Genomic DNA, 18589 nt, shown 5'->3' with positions numbered 1-18589 from the left:
CATGGAGCTGTATTTAACTTCGTTCGAAGTGGCTATCATTCATCAATGTTAAAATTTAAATAAACAAAAACCTTTTTTAAAAGTTATTGATAAAGTATAGATAATAAAATGTATATTGTTCCCTCATCTACCGCTTATAACGTATCAAGGAAACTGGCAAGCATTTTTTCATGCAATGTTTCCGGGGTTGTCAGGAAACGATTTCCGGACAATGAAATGTATCTGAAGATAATTGACGATGTTAATGGAGAGGATGTACTTCTTGTGGGAAACACAAGAAGTGATTCTGATATTGTTGAATATCTTCTGCTTCTGGATGCCATCAAGGAGGAAGACCCTAAAAGCATTACCGCAGTTGTTCCATTCTTTGGATATGCAAGGCAGCATATGAGGTATAATAATGGTGAACCCGTATCATCAAAGGTCTTTACAAAGGCAATAAATCAGTATGCCGACAGAATTATCACTGTGGAACTCCATAATGAACAAACCCTTGATTATTCTGATATACCATTTACAAATATAAAAATCATAAACCCAATATATAACTACTTCAAGAATAAAAATATAGATTTTGTCATGTCACCGGATGATGGCGGTTATGAACGTGTTAAATTAATGGCTGCAAAACTGGGTATTCCGGCATATTATATTGATAAAAAAAGAATAGATTCTACTACAGTAAAGATGATACTTCCGGAAGAGGATTACAGGGATAAGAATATACTCCTGCTCGATGATATCATTTCAACTGGCGGCACAATAATGAAAGCATCCAATATGCTGAGAAGGAGTGGTGCCAAAAATATATATGCATGCGCTATACACGGCGTATTTGCCAATAACAGCAATGAAAAAATTGAAAAATACGTGAACGAGCTTGCCGTAACTGACACAATAGAGACAAAATACAGCAATATAACGGTTGCCGATGAAATTGCCGCATCGTTGAAAAGCAAGATAAGCATATGAAAAGCGGACTCAGGATCCTTGGGCTGGACGATGGCCCATTCAAAAGGGATTCTGATACAAAAACTGTTCTAGTAGGAGTTTTAATGAGGGTAAATTCCTATGTGGAAGGAATTTCAGTCAGGAATATAACAGTTGATGGCATAGATTCCACTGAAACAATATTATCAATGGTCTATGGGCGTTTCAGGGAAGATATAGATTTTATCATGTCCAACGGCATTACATTTGCCGGATTCAATATCATGGATATTTCAACGATAAACCAGGCAACAGGAATCCCAATAATTTCTATAACAAGGAAAAAGCCAGATATGGATTCCATGTTTTCTGCATTGGAATTGCATTTTTCTGATTATGCTGAGAGAATAGAAATATTAAAAAAGACTTCAGTAAATGAAATTGGATATGATGGAAAAAAATTGTATATAAATTGTTCTGGCATATCGCAGAATGAAGCCATTTACCTGATAAAAAAGACTACTGTGATGGGAAATATACCAGAACCTATAAGAATGGCACATCTGATAGCCACCGCAATTATAAATGGAGAAAGCCATGGAAAAACATAAAATTGATAAAAAAAATATACCATAAAATTTAAAAAATTATTTGCTGCCAGCCACAACAACATCTTTCATTTCATTTGTTTCATTAGAAGAATCCTCAAGGGCACCCTTTGTTTCTGGTATGAATACTAGTGTGACAACGGCTGAAATCATTGCAAGCGCGGCAAGATAGTAAAAGGCATATACTTCACCTACAGTTAGAAACAGTACAGGGAAAACAAATGTGGCAATTGCTGCACCGGTTCTGCCGGCAGATACTGTGTAAGATTGTATCTGCGATCTTATCTTCGCCGGTGCAAGTTCAACGCCATATAACCCGGAAGCTGTTATTGATCCCGGACCTGCCTGGTTGAAGAAGTTCATCCCTATTCCGTAAACCAACATTCCCGCTATTGGGAGTGCAGCTACAATTCCCAGTCCACTTATTTCCTCAAATATCAACAGGAATATGCCCATGCCCATAAAACCGGCTATCTGAAGGAATTTCCTTCCCTTCCTGTCAATGAGCGCCAGCATGACTATTCCTCCTACTATGGTAAATACCTCCATTAAATATGTCCAGGCATCAGGGGATAATCCCATTTTTTTCGCAATCAGGGTAGGGCCAAATAATATGCCTGCATAGGCTACCTGGTCATAAAAGAACCATAATAACATTGCCGCAATATATTGCCTTTTGTATTTATGGAAATAATACTTAAAATTGTGCTTATCCTGTATATCTCCCTGAATTCTTACACTCTTGTGTGCAATATAGTTTACTTCCTGCTCGAAAGTTTTTTTGTCCCCAGCTATTCTGGCAATAAATCTTGGCGTTTCTGGCATTTCTTCTCAAATATACTACAGCAAGCGCCGGTATTGCACCAGCTGCCAGGACAATTCTCCATAATATTGCGTCAGAAACACCCAGTATAGGGCCGAAAACCATGAATGTAAAGGCAGCCGTCAAGGCTCCGAACCCCCACATCATTCCGAATCCAAAACCCATGGCCTTGCCCCGGTCCTTTGCATTGGAGTGTTCTCCCATTATTATAGGAGACATAACATAATCAGCTCCAACCCCTATTCCCAGGATAAGCCTTATTATTATGAGAACCCATACATTTACTGCAAATATCTGCATCAATGCACCAACACCAAGTATTAGGACATCAACACCATAGAATTTCACTCTTCCTCTTCTCGCGAGCTCTCCAAAAACTAAAGCACCTGCTGCAGCACCAATAAGTGCGGTACCAGCTACAAGGCTTGTTATTAACACATAGCCCGGGGTGCTGGATGTAATGCCATATGATGATAGTATAATGAGAAGAACTATTCCCACAGAGGACAAATCGTAGCCGTCAGTGAATACTCCCATGCCTGTGGTTAGTATTGATCGGGCATGAAACCATCCAAATTTTTGTTTATCTAAATCGTCAAATATATCCGCCATTAACCTCAATTATTAATATAATCTGAAAATATATATAATTACCCCATATAGTATATATTTTCATATGTGTTATATATATTTATTATATTAATTTCGAATTGCAGAATTTAAATTCCGCTGTGGGCATGCCTTCCACATCATTTTTTATTTTATATAGATGCCCCCCATTTCCCTTTTCATCCATAGCCGTTGTAATATACAGTGTTTTCATATCATCACCTCCGAATACACAGGAGTCTACGTTTTTTGCCCCCACGTAAATTTTTCTCAGAACCTTTCCAGAACCATCAAAAACAACTACGCATGATCCTCCATGGAAGGCCACATATAAATTTCCAAGGGAATCTATAGTCATACCATCTGGGACTCCCATAAATGAAGAAACATCTATGCTTTTCCTTTCACCAATAATAGAGGAATTACCTGCATCATAGTCAAAAACCCTTATTTTTCTTGTTGGGGAGTCTATATAATACATAATTTTTTTATCCGCATCCCAAATTGTTCCATTGGATATTGTTATGTCATCCAGAACTCTGTTAACTTGGTCATCGAGTCTGTATAAAGATCCTAATGGTTCCTTTTCATTCATGTCCATAGTACCCGCAAAAAGCACGCCTTTCATATCGCATTTTCCATCATTAAACCTGATATCTGGTTCGAATTCCATGTCAAAAAGCATTTTAACTTCATCGTTTTTGAATATCAGGTGTTTTATGGAATCCTTAGTTGCAAACACTAACCCATCATTGCATGGGACTATGAATGGGATCATACTGTCGCTATGCAGTACCTTTATATTTCCATCATATGAGTATATTTTTCCCTCTAAAATATCGACATAATACAATACACCATCTTTCCATACAGGTGATTCGCCCAGTTTTGACTGAGGTGATTCACTCACTATCTTAGCTTTCATCATGTAAGTATTATTACCTTTATATTATATATTTCTGGCGTGAATGGTTGTAACTTATACAAAAATTTTTATTGATTTTCATGTAATAAATATTCCCATAAAGATTATAATCCTCATAATTATTAATAATCATGTGGGAAACTCTGTTTAAAGGCAAGGAACTCGATGACAACACGATTAGGGATGTTACAGTAGGTGGCGTTCCATTGCTTGTTGCAAAGGTAAATGGTAAAATATACGTTAGTGACCTTTACTGCACACATGAGCAAACCTCTCTCTCCGAAGGCTTCATAGAGGGGTGCAATATTGTCTGTTCAGCACATTTTGCATCTTTTAACCTGAAAGATGGAAAGGTAGTTTCAGGTCCGGAAGGTGAAAGCGGCCCAATAAAGAATCTAAATGTATACAATACAAAAGTTGAAGATGGGATGATAATGGTGGAACTTTGATGAAGATAATGGTTTTGGTCAAACAGATACCAGATGTTAATGCAATAAAATTCGATGAAAAAACGAAGAGAATAATAAGAACTGGTGTGAAGCTATTATTCAATTCCTATGATAAAAAGGCAGTTGAAGCCGCAGTAAGGCTGTCTGAGAAATATAAATGTGAAACATATGTGGTTTCTATGGGCCCAGTAGATGCATCGGATATACTAAACGACTCAATGAAGATGGGCATAAACCATGCCATATTGTTGAACGACCGTAATTTTGCAGGTGCAGACACATACGTGACATCACGTATACTCTCATCACTAATTATGCATATAAATCCTGATATAGTTTTATCGGGGAAATCATCACTGGATGGTGAAACATCCCAGGTACCACCTGAAACTGCAGAAATGGCTGGCTATAACTTTGTTTCAAACGTATCCTCAATAGAAATAATGGAAAACAGCGTGATAGTGTCAAGGGATGAAGATAACGGACTGAGAAAACTGGAAGTTTCATTACCTGCATTATTCTCTGTTAGTGAGAAAATCAACAGGGCCCGGCAAATAGATCCATATGCAAAAGTTGAAAATATAACTATATACGATTCTGGGTTCACTACATGGAAAGGAAGCGACTCACCAACTGAGGTTATCGATACATTTTCCATGAACGGTACAAGAAATAATAAACTTATCACATTTCAGGAACTTTTGCGAATAATGAACGAATCTAGAAAGCCTGTACAGGAAGAAGAACACTTAACTCTTGGCAATCCGGCCACAGAGAAAATCTTTCTGGGACTGGCTGTGGATGATCCCCGGATATCCCTTGAAATTTCTTCTAAAATAGCGGAAATTGGAGGTCATAGAATAATAATCATCGGAAATATTGCCCCTTCCCGCCTGGCTGGAATGGCATGCCATAAATATATATTCCTGGAAAATTCCGACAATGTTTCATTCTCAGAATATGTGGAGAATTTTATAAGAAAAAATAAGGTCAGCCACGTTCTTGCCCCCTCCAATCTTAATGGCAGGGATATATCATCGCATATTGCGGCATCCATGGGTCTCGGACTTACCGCCGATTGTGTGGACATAAAATTTGAGAATGGCAAGATGATCCAGTATAAGCCATCCTTTGGCGGCGGCATAATAGCAGTTATAAAATCGAAAACAGTACCGGATATGGCAACTGTGAGAAAGGGCATGTTCAAAATTAAATTCACCAGTAAATCATACGAAGTGCAGAATGTAAGGTTGGAAAAAAGCAAGTATTTCCAGGAACTTGAAACCATTCCCATTGATAATAGGATGCACATGCTGGATACTCCCATTATATTTGGAATTGGCACTGGGGTACATATAAACGACATATCAGCAATTCTTGAAATCGCCGGAAAGATAAATGCTTCTGTGGGAGCAACAAGAAGGGTTGTAGACATGGAAAGAATTCCAAGGCAATTCCAGATAGGTATCACCGGCATGTCAATATCGCCTGAGTTATACATTGCTATTGGTCTATCTGGTTCGGATAACCATACTGTGGGCATTAGATATGCAGATAAAATAATAGCTGTCAACAGGGATCCTGAAGCCAATATATTCAAGCATTCGGATTTCGGCATGGTTATGGATTCACACGAATTCATAGAAAAACTCTATGACTATGTTAATAGATAAACCAGATATTTATAAATCAAAGATATGCACAGTATGATTTTCCCGTATCCCGCGCCGCCAAATTCTCCCTATAAAATGAAAAATGTGGAAACAATAATTTACCACTGGAGTATCAACCATAATGGATATGCATAATGTCACCGTAAATTTTCCAAAAAATATAGTACTGGAGGACGGGAGAAATATACATATTGAAACAGACAAAATTTCTGATGAATCATTATTTTCACTGCTTTTTCCAGAAAAATCAACGGATCGCATTGCCATAAATCTCATAAAAAACGGCTTTCATGATGCAACACCAAGTTTTTTCAAGGGTGAAAAATACAGTATGGCCAGGGAATTAACGTTCCCATGGGAATTACATATAAGGTTATTCAATTATGGGAAACAGTATGGAAAGATGTTTGCACATGTAGAGATTTCAAGAAAATATTTCGAACATCTTTTTATAATTCAACCCTCAGTATTTGATCCCTTTGAGTTTTACAAAGGAATATACAAAAAATTTATCGTAATGCATGAGCCATCAGGAAAGACCGTTAAAGAATTCAGAAGCAATTATAAAGTTACACTTATACCTCCAGAAGATCTTATAGAATGGATGCCTGTTGTTTTAAATCTATATAATAATTTCTCTGTTTATAAGGACAAGATCAGGGAAATTATAGACGTCATAGATTATGAACTGCACCGCAGATAACCTATTTTTTTGAATAGCGTTTTACTTCATGTCCACACACAGGGCATATTTTACGATATTCATTGTATATTTTATGGCACCCGGTGCATCTGTATTTCCATATTATATTCTTTTTTATTCCTGAAATTCCTCCTTCTGTGTATTCAATTCCACAGTACCTTGCAACATTTTGTATTGCATAATCATCTGTTATTATTATGCCATTGAGTTCAATGGCAAGTGCAATGACATCAATGTCCGTAGAACTTAGTACATGATAGTCACCGGTTTTTAATGCTGCTTCACCTGCCATTTTTATATATTCAGGATCTGGGCTGCACGTTTTAATGTCTGCCACTTCAAGAATTTTTTCAAGAGACCCACTTCTTATCTCTTTTATTACTGAATCTGGGTATATATAATCATTTTCCCATATGTTTAATTTGCCGGATAATATTGCCGAAGTGTCTATAATATATTTTTTCTTTTCACCCACATTACAAAATATTCTTTATAGTAATAAAACTACCTGAATTTATTATAAAACAATTTCTGTTTTTAACAGTTTATTTTAGTTAAGCAGCAATTTTCAATATATGCTGTTGTTCTACATAATCGTACTTATCATAGGGATTGCAGTTGGTGCACTTACAGGAATCACCGGCAGCAGCGGGGTACTTGTTGTAGTGCCTGTTCTTTCATATATGGGCATTAATTTCAAAACAGCAATAGGTACCAGCCTCCTTGTTGATGTGATAACCACCATAATTGTAATATACGTCTATCTTAAGAAGAAAACGCTGGAACCGGGAATAGGAATAATTCTTGGTTTTGGTGCAATACTGGGCGCACAGTTTGGAGCCCTTATAGCTGGAATAGTACCCGTGCTTCCACTGGAAATTGCCTTCACCCTGATGACGGCGTATATGAGTTATTATGTTCTCAGGAAATCATACAATCTTAACAGAAAAAACGTTAAAAAATTAGGGCTAAAGAGGAGTGTGGCAATTATTATAGGATTTCTGCTAAGCATACCCATAGGCATGCTTACGGGGATAATAGGGACAAGTGGAGGCATTATGTTTGTGCTTATTATTATGGTATTTTTCTCAATGAAAGCCCAGGATATGGTCGGAACTGCCACACTTGCAATGTTTTTATCTGCTTCAAGCGGGGCCATAGGCTATTTCAGGATAGGGCATATTGATTTTCTGGCTGCAATATTAATAGGTATAATAGCACTTGTCTCAGGGTACTATTTCTCAATTTTTGCCCATAAACTAGACCAGAAATATATCTACCGTTTTCTTGGAATAGTTTTCATAATAGTTGTAATAAGTGAAATAGTAAAAATTGTTGTATTATAAAAGTATTGATTTCCCTATTCCTGAATATTCCTTTCCAAGATACTTATAATTTTTTTCATGGCAGCATCTGCATTTATTATTTCTCTCTATGTCTATTCTGTTAATTTCAAAACTAAAAGCATCTATGAAGTAAATACTGCCGTCTATTTTGTAATCCAGCAAAACTTTCATTGCAAGATTGACTCCATAGGATGCAATTATGGTAGGAACTGTGTTCAATACTCCGGAAACCTCACATGCCGGCAATTCTGTCGGCTCACTGTTGAAGCAAGCATAACAGGATGTTTTTTCAGGAATCACGGCCTTAAATTCACCATACATTTCTATTGCAGAGGTAAAAACCCATGGTTTTCCATATTTGTCACAGGCATCGTTAATAATAAATCTAGTTGTCATGTTATCTGTTCCATCGAACACAAGATCCACGGAGTTTACCAGCCATGCCATTGAAGAATCAAAAGTTTCATTATAAAATTCAACCTGAACACCGGGATTAATGTTCCTTAATTTTTCTGCAGCCGTTTCTGCCTTGTATTTTTTTAAATCATCCATGCCATAGAGTATCTGCCTGTGAAGATTAGTAAGTTCTATCTTATCACGATCCACAAGAATTAACTTTTTCACACCGAGCCGTGAAAACATTTCCGCGGCGGTGCTTCCTGTTCCGCCCAGGCCAACTATAAGGATAGATTTTTCCAGCAATTTCCTTTGATTGTCCTCTCCAATATATTTTAAAACTATTTGTCTTGAGTACCGTATCATTTCCATTATCTAATCAATATTAAACAGGGTAAATAATCTTATTCATGATTATATATTCTCTATTATATTCTGCGATAAGATAGTATAATAAATTTACTGTAAATTCATTATATTAAAACTAATTATGTATTTCATCCTTCTGTTGTTTAACTTCATCTTTTTTTAAGGCTCTTCTATAAATTATGACCTTTATATTGGAACTAAATTCTAGATATTATAGCACACTGAATTTCCTCAAGAAATGATATAAAAATTGACAGTTTCAGGTTGTTGAATTTCCATCATAGTTTTTGTCAGAAAAACATAATTAATATGTAAAAATATAATAGTCAATGTTTTGATAATTTACAATTTTATATACTAATCTTTAAAGTAAACACTCAACTTTTAAATATAAATTAAAATTCTTACTTTTATGAGGGAAAACCTATGAATAATAAAAAGTTAGTTTCGTTCCTTGTTGTTATAACAGTTGTAATAATGGTGGGAACAAGTTTATATGGAGGACTGCAAAATACGAGGGGTGCCAATAACACACCCTCATCTTCTTCTATAGCCCAGCAGGGGACTATTTATATATCCCCCGGACCGACGCCAGCCTTTGTGGACAACTTTAACCCGTTTAATGTATGGTCTCCACCTGCAGGCATAATGTCACTAATTTATGAACCACTATTGCAGATAAATACATACAACGGTACAGTAATACCATGGCTTGCAACAAATTATACATGGCATAATAATAATACGCAGCTCGTTCTTAATTTAAGGCATAATGTCACATTTAGCAACGGAATGGCGTTCAATTCCAGCGATGTTGTATATATGTTCAATGAGCAGAAGACATTATATGGATATTGGTCAAATATTGGGAATATATCGGCCGCAGGCCAGTATACAGTGGACTTTAATTTTACCAAAGAAAATACTCAATGCCTGTTTTATATAGGAGGCACTTTTATGGTACCGAAGCAGCTATGGCAGGGAGTAAAATCACCAAACACACAGATTGTAAAGAATCCAGTAGGGACAGGTCCTTATGTGCTTAGCAGCTTCAGCGGCCAGAAAATAGTTCTGACAGCAAATCCCCATTACTGGCAGCCAAATGAACCTCATATAAAAAACGTTGTTTATGTTGATTATACAAGCGGGAGCGCTCTGACAACTGCCCTTGAGCAAGGTAAGGTTCAGTGGACATCTGCATTTGAACCAAATATAACCACACTTCTGACATCGAAAAATCCCAATGCACATTATTGGTTCCCTCCTGGACAGCCAGTTAGCATGATAACCAACGATCATATATACCCAATGAATCAGAGTTATTTCAGGCAGGCGTTAAGCCTTTCCATAAACAGGACTAAAATATGTAAGGTCGGAGAATACGGGTATGAACGCCCGGCTAATGCCGCAAACATACTGCAGCAGCAGCTTTCGTATCTTAACTCCACAAATAAGGCGGAAGCCGCAAGCCTTGCAGCGTATAATCCAGCTAAGGCACTGAGCTTACTGAAAAACCATGGCTTTACCATTGGAAGGAATGGAAGGCTATACGAGCCAAACGGCACGGAAGTACCAACTATCAATTTAATGTCCGTTGCTGGATATACAGATTGGGATACAGATATTTCAATAATAGCATCAGACCTTGCAAAGATAGGAATTAATGTACATATATCAACACCTACTTTAAGCCAGGTGCAGAGTGATGTTGCCTCTGGAAACTTCCAAATGGCTCTGGTAACCGTTACAGGAATAGGGCCTAATCCATGGTATGATTATCAAGGACTTGTTGGCAATTCGACAACGGCAAGTGGCAATTCGACAGGTGTAAATGAAGAAAGATGGAATTACACAGGAACGAATTTCATGACATATTTCAATCAATTTCCAAAAACGTCAAGCCCAAGCGGTCAGAGAGCACTTATAAATAATATGACTAGTGTAATGTTAAATCAGATGCCCGTGATTCCACTAGTATATTCTGCAGATTGGTATGAATATATTAACACTACAATCCAGGGGTTCCCGAACCAGAATAATCCATATGGAATACCGATGCCATGGTACCCCGGACCCATGGAAATAGTAATGCTTCATCTCTACTCGACTGCTGGTATCAAAAAAGCAACAAACCCCTATCTAAGTTATGAAATAGCCGGAGGGATAATAGCCGTGTTGGTTGCATTGTCATTGCTAACTGTATACAACAGGAAAAGAAGAAGGGAAAAGGATTAACGTGAGATTCAGCATTTATAACGGAGAATTTTCCTTTCGTAAGCTTGGAGATGAAAGAAAGCGAAAGCTTTATTATTACTCTCCTAATATTATTTTCCCTACTAGTATACGTAGTGAAAAAAGTGTGAAGCCACTTGCTAAAATCGGGAGATGAAATAACATGATTATTCCATATAAATATATTTTAAAAAAAACAATTGCATTTTTTGCTGTCCTTTACGGTGCAATCACATTAAATTTTATTTTGCCAAGGCTTATGCCTGGAAATCCAGCCGAGACCGTTTATCTTACAATACTGAGAGAAGGTGGCGGGAGCGTCAATCCTACATATCTTCATCAGCTGGAATCTGAATACGGCATATCCAATGCACCACTTTATGTTCAGTATTATAACTATCTTGCAGACCTACTGCACGGTAACCTCGGCGTTTCTATAGCATTTTTCCCGGAACCAGTGTCATACATACTTTATAATGCACTGCCATGGACGTTGTTTCTTGTTATAACATCCATAACAATATCATTCTTCATTGGAAACAGAATGGGCAGATACGCAGGAATACATAGAAATTCTTCAAAAGATCTGTTTACTGATATTTTTGCCATGTTTATGGCCTCATTTCCAGCATTCGTTCTCGCTTTCATACTGCTTGATATGTTTTCACTTGACCTGAAATTGTTTCCCCTTGGAGGTGCATACAGTACTTCAGTGAATATAGGATTTAATCTACCATTTATAATAAGTGCATTGTATCATTCTGTACTTCCCATACTTACTATTATTTTAACTTCCCTTGGGGGATGGGAGCTTGGAATGAGGAACAACATTATACCAAATGTCAACAGCGATTTCATAAACTACTCAGAAAACTTAGGCTATAAAAAATACCAGATAAATCAAATAGCTTATAGAAATGCCATACTTCCCAATCTAACAGGATTTGCTATGTCTGTGGGACTTTCAGTGAGCGGTGTTATCATAGAGGAATCAATTTTTTCATATCCTGGCGTTGGATTATATATGATTACGGCAATAGACAATCTTGATTACCCATTGATACAGGGAATTTTCCTTATGGTTATTATAGCAGTGCTAGTTGGAAATTTTATTGTTGACATACTCTACGGATTTTTTGATCCGAGAATAAGACAGGAGAGTGAATAACTTTATGGAAAGTCAGAGTGATGCAAAGAAGTCCTTAAATTTAAGATTAATAGCAGGCAAGATGGTAAAACCACTTAAAATATTGCTTGTCAATAATAAGTCAAAAGCTGGTTTCATATTGCTGGCATCGCTGATTATATTCGGGATACTAGGGCAGTTTTTTACGCCATACAATCCTAATAGATATGAATTTACCGGAGGATTGGGCCCTAGCTATGCCCATCTTCTTGGAACAACCATATATGGGCAGGATGTATTTTCACAATTGTTTTATGGTGCAGCGCCTACGCTTATGGTGGGATTTGCTGTTGGAATACTTGGGACATTAATTTCCATAGCCGTAGGCATTTCTGCAGGCTTTGCATCAGAACGGGTAAACACATTTATAACCGGCATTATAAATATATTCCTTATAATTCCAGGAGTCTTGCTGATAATGCTATTCGGTTCATTTTTCCTTGGAATTCATAAATCACTGGGATACCTGCCTACCATACTTATACTCATAATAACTGGCTGGGCGTTTGGTGCAAGGACGTTCAGATCTATTACACTATCTATTGCCAAAAGGGATTTTATCCTTTCGTCGATATTAATAGGGGAATCAAGGTTAAGCATAATATTTAGGCAGATAATCCGCGCCATATTTCCTGTGATAATATCAAATTTCTTTTTCACAGCAATGTACGGGACCATGGGGTTGACCTTCGTGGAATACCTTGGAGTAGGGAATCTCTTGCAGATTAACTGGGGAACAATGCTATACTGGGCCATAAACAACGAAGCATATCTTACAGGGATGTGGTGGTGGATTCTTCCCCCCAGCTTTATGATTTCCATATTAATGTTTTCCTTTATACTCCTCAATTTTGGAATGGACGAAATAGGAAATCCTTCTTTGAGGAGATTCGACAGCAAAAAAAGTAAAAAGAATAAGAAAATAAGTGATGATTTAAATGTCAATACTGAGAACTGAAAACCTGAGTAAAACCTTCATTTCCAGGCACGGATTGCTTGCTGCAGACAAAATACAGGCTTTAAGCAATATAGATATAACCCTGGAAAATGGGGAACTTATAGGAATAGTGGGTGCAAGCGGAAGCGGCAAAAGTACTCTGGCAAAAATCCTTGTATTTTTATATAAACCCACCTCTGGAAATATATACTTCATGGATGAGAACATTACCAAATACAATTCAAAACAGATAAAAAGATACAGGAGAGAAATACAGATGGTATTTCAGGATCCATATGCCTCTCTGGACCCAAATCACAGTGTAGAGTGGCATATCAAACGCCCGCTCATTTTATCTAGATACAACGGCAATATAGACGACAGGATAAACGAATTACTGAATATGGTGACGCTTAACCCTGGATACAGGGCAAAATTCCCTCACCAGCTTTCAGGTGGCCAAAGACAGAGAGTTTATCTTGCGAGGGCTCTGGCTGTAAACCCGAAAATACTCATAGCCGATGAACCCGTTTCAATGCTTGATGTTTCAGTAAGGATAGAGATACTGACGCTTCTCCAGAGGATAAAGGATAAACTGGGCATAAGCATTATATATATTACACATGACTTGAATACTGTAAGCATGATCACAGATAGACTATATGTAATGCAGGATGGCAAAGTTGTTGAGGAAGGATATACAGATAGCATAATAAATAATCCATCAAAGGAGTATACGAGAAAGTTAATTGAAGCAGCCCCGAACCCCTACAAAAGAATATAGGTGTAACAATGTACAATGATTCTTATCAAATGATGAATGTAAAAAATCTAAATGCCGGATATGAAACTGAAAATGGCTATGTGCCTATACTAAACAAAATCAATTTTTCTGTGAAAAAAAATATAATACTCGGTATAGCAGGTGAGTCTGGATCGGGCAAAAGCACCCTTGCATCAGTTCTCTATAATTCATTCAAATATCCAGGCAAAATCACAGGAGGAGATATTTTATTTAAGGGAAATAACTTGTTCAAAATGAAGGCAAACGAACTGAGACAAATTCGTGGAACACAGATATCCTTTATACCCCAGGCCGCAATGAACGCACTTAACCCCGTAAAAAAAATACGCCTACAGTTTTATGACGTAATGATCGCCCATAATGTGCATGAGGACAAATTCGATGAAAAGATTTCATCAATACTGGAACTGGTGCGTCTAAATAAAAATGTGCTTGACAGTTTTCCGCACGAACTCTCTGGTGGAATGAAACAGCGTGTTGTAATAGCAATGTCGCTTTTATTGTCCCCAGAATTTATCATATTAGACGAGCCCACAACCGGCCTTGATGTTCTTGTGGAGCATGAAATACTTGCAGATATAAAAAAAATACAGGAAAAATTGGGGCTAACCATGATATTCATATCGCATGATTTATCCATACTTTTCGCTATGTCAGATGAAATAATCATGATGTATGGTGGAGAAATAGTAGAATCGGGAACATATGCTGATGTGCTTGAACACCCCGCACATCCCTATACATACCAGCTCATGAAAAGCATACCAATGATAGGCCATAAATTAGACAGGAGCATGATAATTAAGGGTTCAACCATAGATTTTACTTCAAGACCTGAGGGATGTTATTTTTCTCCCAGATGTAATTTTGCCGAACCAGAATGTACCGGAATTCATCCTGAATTGAGAGCTGCGGACAATGCTTACCACTTTCAGAGATGCAGACTTTATCCTTCATGGGCACAGAGAATATAACATTGTGAGTGAGAAATTCCATCTCATTCATAATTACCATCGCAATGGATCTCCAATTATTTATGATGGAGAGGAATGGTATGTCATGAATACTGGAAAATCATACCAATTCCTATGCAGAAACAGCATCCTTTATGTTACTTTCAGGTGTTTGACCCATACTCAGACATTACCTCATAGACATAGATAAAAGGGTGTACTATCCCTGGGAAACATACACAAGTGATGATAGTAAAACAGGCCTCTTGATTCACTCCCAGAAAAGAATGGCGCTATAGAGGTCGAAATATTCCACGCTCTGAGCCTGACACATCATGAGATTTCGAGGGCATCCGTAACTCAAGTTTAAAACGGGCGCACTGATTGATTAGTATTTCAACCAGGGTCTGTCCATTGGTTATTTCGTAAAATCTCCTTTATTTTTTCTTCAGTTGATTTTGAATCCATTCCATCCTGTTTCTGAGTGCACGTTTTGACACCGTGGCCTCAGGAACTTGTGCATACCATGTGTGGAATGTGCCTGGATAAACATGAAGCTCCACTGGAACATTATTTTCCATAAGTCTCCTGGCATAGGATATGTCTTCATCCCTGAAAACTTCCATACCTCCGACTTCAATGTAGGCAGATGGCAAATTACATAGGTTTTCGGCACGTGCCGGTGCTGCATAGGGTGAGACATTATCCATTCCCACACGATCCCCAAGCAGGGCACGCCATCCAAGAACGTTCATTTCCCTTGGCCATGATGGCCATAGGCCTGAACACATATGGCTGGATGGTGTATTATTTCTGTCATCCAGCATTGGTGTTATGAGGGCCTGAAACAGTATCTCTGGTCCACCACTATCCCTAGCTTTAAGAGCTGTGGCCGCAGCCAAGCCTCCGCCAGCACTTTCACCAAATAGCCCTATCCTGGAAGAATCTATATTAAGATCGTCAGCATGGTTCCATACCCAAACCAGTCCGTCATAACAGTCATCCACTCCTGCAGGATATGGGTTTTCCGGGGCTAGTCTGTAATCAACATCAATTATTATTGCCCCGAGAGTCTCTGAAAGAGATGATAGCTGAGCCTCACTGTTATCAATACTACCAACTATCATTCCCCCTCCGTGAATGTTGTATACACACGGTAATTTCCGGTCATGTGAATCAGGTCTGTAAATCTTAAGCCTTATGGAGCCTCCAGAATTGCTCCTTGGGATGGTGATCTGTTCTGATGCTTCATTCAATTCCAGGGTATTGCCAATATTGTCTGAATAGTCAAATTTCAGCAATGCTCTCTTAAGTGCCATTGCCCTTTCATCTGGATCCTTGAATGACTGAATAGCGTCCAGAATCATTTTAGTATGTGCACGTCCTTCTTCTATTGCGGCTTTAAGTTCTGGATCAAACTTTATCTCATCTGTCATCTTACATCCCCAGGGAGACCTCATAGGAAAACGTTGGGAGGAATTGGGCGCTGGACTTCAATCCTTTGCTGTCTGTTATCATTTTGACCTTTTTTATATTTGTATTCATATTCTTTTCTACTCCTTTTATAATGATTGATTTCCCCTGTTTATTACAGAATACCTTTGGCATTAGATAGTGATTGCTAAATAAAAATATTTCCATACTCCCTCTGGGGAATAGATGATTAACCCCACCCAATTTCCTATTTTGTAATGCTCTAATTTAGTATTGCACTATCTTTATCCTTCATTTTATTATTATATGAAGTATATCCCTTATTTCAGAATCAGACATCTACACATAGAGGAATATACATTTCCCCGACATATCTGGTTATAACATTCCCATTTATTCCTCTAATATCAGCAATTTCATAGTATCCCACCATTCTTGGTCACATGTGATTTTCTATACCTAGTATTTTCAATAGCAAATGATATAAAATAAAATTATAGTGTCAACTTTATATAACCACTATAGCATAAATACATTCTTATATAAAATAATCATATAAAATATATGGGTGAAGACATTTTTTCAAGTCTTTCAAGATTCGGCTTGTCCAATTATGAGATAAAGCTTTATAGAGTCCTTTTGCTTTATGGCCCTAATACCCCTACAGGAGCGGTTAAAATCGCCGGTGTTCCGCAGCCAAGAATATATGATCTTTTTAATGCCTTGCAGGAAAAGGGATTCGTAGATGTTGTTACAGGCAAGAAGCATTTATACAGAGCAGTTCCTGTTGATACTGTTATGCGTAAGGAAATGCTATGGATGGATAACTACATGCAAGAGCTAGACACTTATATAGAAAAACATGTTGAAACGGTGCCTCTTAAAGATCCATATATATGGTTTGTGAAAGGCAACAAAAACGTTCAGGACAGGATAAAATCAATGGTATATTCAGCAAGGAATGAAATTATAATGGCACTTTCCCACGAATCATATAAATATATAAGCACGATTTTGCCAAGGCAGATAAAAAATGGAATAACTGTGGGTTTAGTGTTATTTAATGATACTCCAAAGAAGGAACTTTTGAATGTGACCGAAGGAGTCATACTGAAATACATAGACGGAAAACCGCTTGAAATGGTTCTAGTTGACAGAACATGGGTATTATCAAATCTGAAGGGAGGGCTAGACAACGGTGATTATGCCATATATCTGGAGGAGGATCAGCTCCTTCATGCCCTGAGCTATTATTTCTATTATGAAATATGGGCACCATCGGAATATATTAAATCTCCAGGAGATTTTATTTATTACCGGCTGACAAATATATGGCTTGCGTGCGATATAATAGATTATTACCTTAAAAATAATATAAACCTTAAAGGTGAATTAAATGGATTCTGCAAAAAAAATGATATAACAATTAAGGGAAATATCATTAAAACGGAGCGCATTAACGGAAAAAGACAGACATTTTATATAAGTTCTGAAGGTAAAACATATTCTGTAGGGGGTAAATCGGCGCTTTATGAGGATATTAAATTGATCAATATAACTATTACAAGGGCGGTTTAACATATAAGCGGGAAGTCCCCTTTCGTTAGAGGGGGGATGAAAGTGCAAATTTTATAGCCTATTAAGTTATTATACAACTATGTCACCATATAATCTGGATAAGGGTCAGCATTCAGTGTACTCTTTGTATTACCACTTTATTCAGGTTGTAAAATACAGAAAGAAAGTATTTTTAAGGGAAATATCAGAAACATTCAATGTTGATGTACTGGATATAGAATGCGATAAGGATCATTCCCATAATGGTGTTATGGTTAAAATCATTATACAAGATGTTTTAAAAGAATATGTAGACTCACAGGAGGCAAAAAGGCATGAGGGCTTATAAATTCAGAATATACCCGAATAAAGAGCAAATCAAAAAGATAGATTATATTCTTGATTTATCCTATAATTTATACAATGCAATGTTAGAACAGAGAAAGATGGCATATGAATTAAAGAAGGATTTTTATTATAATATAAATGTTAATTATACATACCAGCAGAATCAATTACCAGAGTTAAAAAAAGAATTCCCTGAATATAAATATATATATTCACAGGTACTTCAGGATGTTGCAAATAGGTTAGACAAAGCATATGATAATTTCTTTAGAAGAATAAATGAAAAGGAAAAAGGTAAAAAATAAA

At 37.2% G+C, this 18589-nt stretch carries 18 protein-coding genes and 2 pseudogenes; 14 read left to right on the top strand and 6 right to left on the bottom strand.

Annotated features, from left to right (window positions below; all coding sequences use genetic code 11):
* The first annotated feature begins 108 nt into the window (after positions 1-108).
* Positions 109-972, top strand: coding sequence for a ribose-phosphate diphosphokinase (locus AMDU4_RS04820; RefSeq protein WP_021786858.1), 864 nt, complete (start codon positions 109-111; stop codon positions 970-972).
* Positions 969-1541, top strand: coding sequence for a DUF99 family protein (locus AMDU4_RS04815; protein WP_021786857.1), 573 nt, complete (start codon positions 969-971; stop codon positions 1539-1541). Before AMDU4_RS04820 ends, AMDU4_RS04815 begins: the two co-directional genes overlap by 4 nt.
* 36 nt (positions 1542-1577) lie before the next feature.
* On the opposite strand, the pseudogene AMDU4_RS04810 reads toward AMDU4_RS04815, so the two are convergent.
* Both AMDU4_RS04810 and AMDU4_RS04805 read right to left on the bottom strand, forming a co-directional pair.
* A pseudogene (locus tag AMDU4_RS04810) lies at positions 1578-2973 on the bottom strand (MFS transporter).
* Positions 2974-3055: 82 nt separating this feature from the next.
* Positions 3056-3898, bottom strand: a complete 843-nt coding sequence (locus tag AMDU4_RS04805; RefSeq protein ID WP_290704231.1) for an SMP-30/gluconolactonase/LRE family protein — start codon at positions 3896-3898, stop codon at positions 3056-3058.
* 128 nt (positions 3899-4026) lie between these two features.
* Between AMDU4_RS04805 and AMDU4_RS04800 the strand changes: the two genes are divergently transcribed.
* The 3 genes from AMDU4_RS04800 (at position 4027) to AMDU4_RS04790 (ending at position 6720) form a co-directional block, all read left to right on the top strand.
* A complete protein-coding gene (locus AMDU4_RS04800) occupies positions 4027-4344 on the top strand; it encodes a Rieske 2Fe-2S domain-containing protein (protein WP_021786853.1) in 318 nt (105 codons plus the stop codon).
* The gene (locus AMDU4_RS04795; protein ID WP_021786852.1) at positions 4344-6017 is read left to right on the top strand and encodes an FAD-binding protein; all 1674 of its coding nucleotides are present in this window, start codon (positions 4344-4346) and stop codon (positions 6015-6017) included. The genes AMDU4_RS04800 and AMDU4_RS04795 overlap by 1 nt, the downstream gene beginning before the upstream one ends.
* A 121-nt stretch (positions 6018-6138) precedes the next feature.
* Complete coding sequence (locus AMDU4_RS04790; RefSeq protein ID WP_021786851.1) at positions 6139-6720, top strand: hypothetical protein; 582 nt, start codon at positions 6139-6141, stop codon at positions 6718-6720.
* Position 6721: 1 nt separating this feature from the next.
* On the opposite strand, the gene AMDU4_RS04785 is transcribed toward AMDU4_RS04790, so the two are convergent.
* Positions 6722-7195 carry an NOB1 family endonuclease gene (locus AMDU4_RS04785; RefSeq protein WP_021786850.1) on the bottom strand — a complete coding sequence of 158 codons (474 nt, stop codon included), beginning with the start codon at positions 7193-7195 and terminating at the stop codon, positions 6722-6724.
* Between the two features lie 100 nt (positions 7196-7295).
* On the opposite strand from AMDU4_RS04785, the gene AMDU4_RS04780 reads away from it, so the two are divergent.
* Entirely contained in the window at positions 7296-8066 is a 771-nt protein-coding gene (locus AMDU4_RS04780; RefSeq protein WP_021786849.1) for a sulfite exporter TauE/SafE family protein, read from the top strand.
* On the opposite strand, the gene AMDU4_RS04775 is transcribed toward AMDU4_RS04780, so the two are convergent.
* Complete coding sequence (locus AMDU4_RS04775; RefSeq protein WP_021786848.1) at positions 8061-8834, bottom strand: HesA/MoeB/ThiF family protein; 774 nt, start codon at positions 8832-8834, stop codon at positions 8061-8063. The genes AMDU4_RS04780 and AMDU4_RS04775 overlap by 6 nt on opposite strands.
* A 423-nt stretch (positions 8835-9257) precedes the next feature.
* Here AMDU4_RS04775 and AMDU4_RS04770 point away from each other — a divergent pair, with 423 nt between their 5' ends.
* From AMDU4_RS04770 to AMDU4_RS04750, 5 genes are all read left to right on the top strand, one after another.
* Positions 9258-11066, top strand: coding sequence for an ABC transporter substrate-binding protein (locus AMDU4_RS04770; RefSeq protein ID WP_021786847.1), 1809 nt, complete (start codon positions 9258-9260; stop codon positions 11064-11066).
* 160 nt (positions 11067-11226) lie between these two features.
* Positions 11227-12231: an ABC transporter permease gene (locus AMDU4_RS04765; protein WP_021786846.1), complete on the top strand. Its 1005-nt coding sequence runs from the start codon at positions 11227-11229 to the stop codon at positions 12229-12231.
* Positions 12232-12235: 4 nt separating this feature from the next.
* A complete protein-coding gene (locus AMDU4_RS04760) occupies positions 12236-13207 on the top strand; it encodes an ABC transporter permease (protein WP_021786845.1) in 972 nt (323 codons plus the stop codon).
* The gene (locus AMDU4_RS04755) at positions 13188-13970 is read left to right on the top strand and encodes an ABC transporter ATP-binding protein (RefSeq protein WP_021786844.1); all 783 of its coding nucleotides are present in this window, start codon (positions 13188-13190) and stop codon (positions 13968-13970) included. The genes AMDU4_RS04760 and AMDU4_RS04755 overlap by 20 nt, the downstream gene beginning before the upstream one ends.
* A gap of 8 nt (positions 13971-13978) precedes the next feature.
* Positions 13979-14965 carry an ABC transporter ATP-binding protein gene (locus AMDU4_RS04750; RefSeq protein WP_021786843.1) on the top strand — a complete coding sequence of 329 codons (987 nt, stop codon included), beginning with the start codon at positions 13979-13981 and terminating at the stop codon, positions 14963-14965.
* Positions 14966-15381: 416 nt separating this feature from the next.
* Here the strand turns inward: AMDU4_RS04750 and AMDU4_RS04745 are convergent, their stop codons facing one another.
* Together AMDU4_RS04745 and AMDU4_RS04740 are read right to left on the bottom strand one after the other, a co-directional pair.
* The gene (locus AMDU4_RS04745; RefSeq protein ID WP_021786842.1) at positions 15382-16380 is read right to left on the bottom strand and encodes an alpha/beta hydrolase; all 999 of its coding nucleotides are present in this window, start codon (positions 16378-16380) and stop codon (positions 15382-15384) included.
* A 1-nt stretch (position 16381) separates the two neighbouring features.
* The gene (locus AMDU4_RS04740; RefSeq protein WP_290704228.1) at positions 16382-16585 is read right to left on the bottom strand and encodes a hypothetical protein; all 204 of its coding nucleotides are present in this window, start codon (positions 16583-16585) and stop codon (positions 16382-16384) included.
* Positions 16586-16942: 357 nt separating this feature from the next.
* On the opposite strand from AMDU4_RS04740, the gene AMDU4_RS04735 reads away from it, so the two are divergent.
* From AMDU4_RS04735 to AMDU4_RS04725, 3 genes and pseudogenes are all read left to right on the top strand, one after another.
* Entirely contained in the window at positions 16943-17956 is a 1014-nt protein-coding gene (locus tag AMDU4_RS04735) for a TrmB family transcriptional regulator (RefSeq protein WP_021786840.1), read from the top strand.
* A gap of 79 nt (positions 17957-18035) precedes the next feature.
* Positions 18036-18197: pseudogene (locus AMDU4_RS04730) on the top strand (IS200/IS605 family transposase); the annotation flags it as partial.
* Between the two features lie 73 nt (positions 18198-18270).
* Positions 18271-18588, top strand: coding sequence for a helix-turn-helix domain-containing protein (locus AMDU4_RS04725; protein WP_021786838.1), 318 nt, complete (start codon positions 18271-18273; stop codon positions 18586-18588).
* Position 18589: the final 1 nt, after the last annotated feature.

It is taken from the genome of Ferroplasma sp. Type II (assembly GCF_000496155.1).
This window is presented reverse-complemented; position numbering and strand designations above follow the sequence as displayed.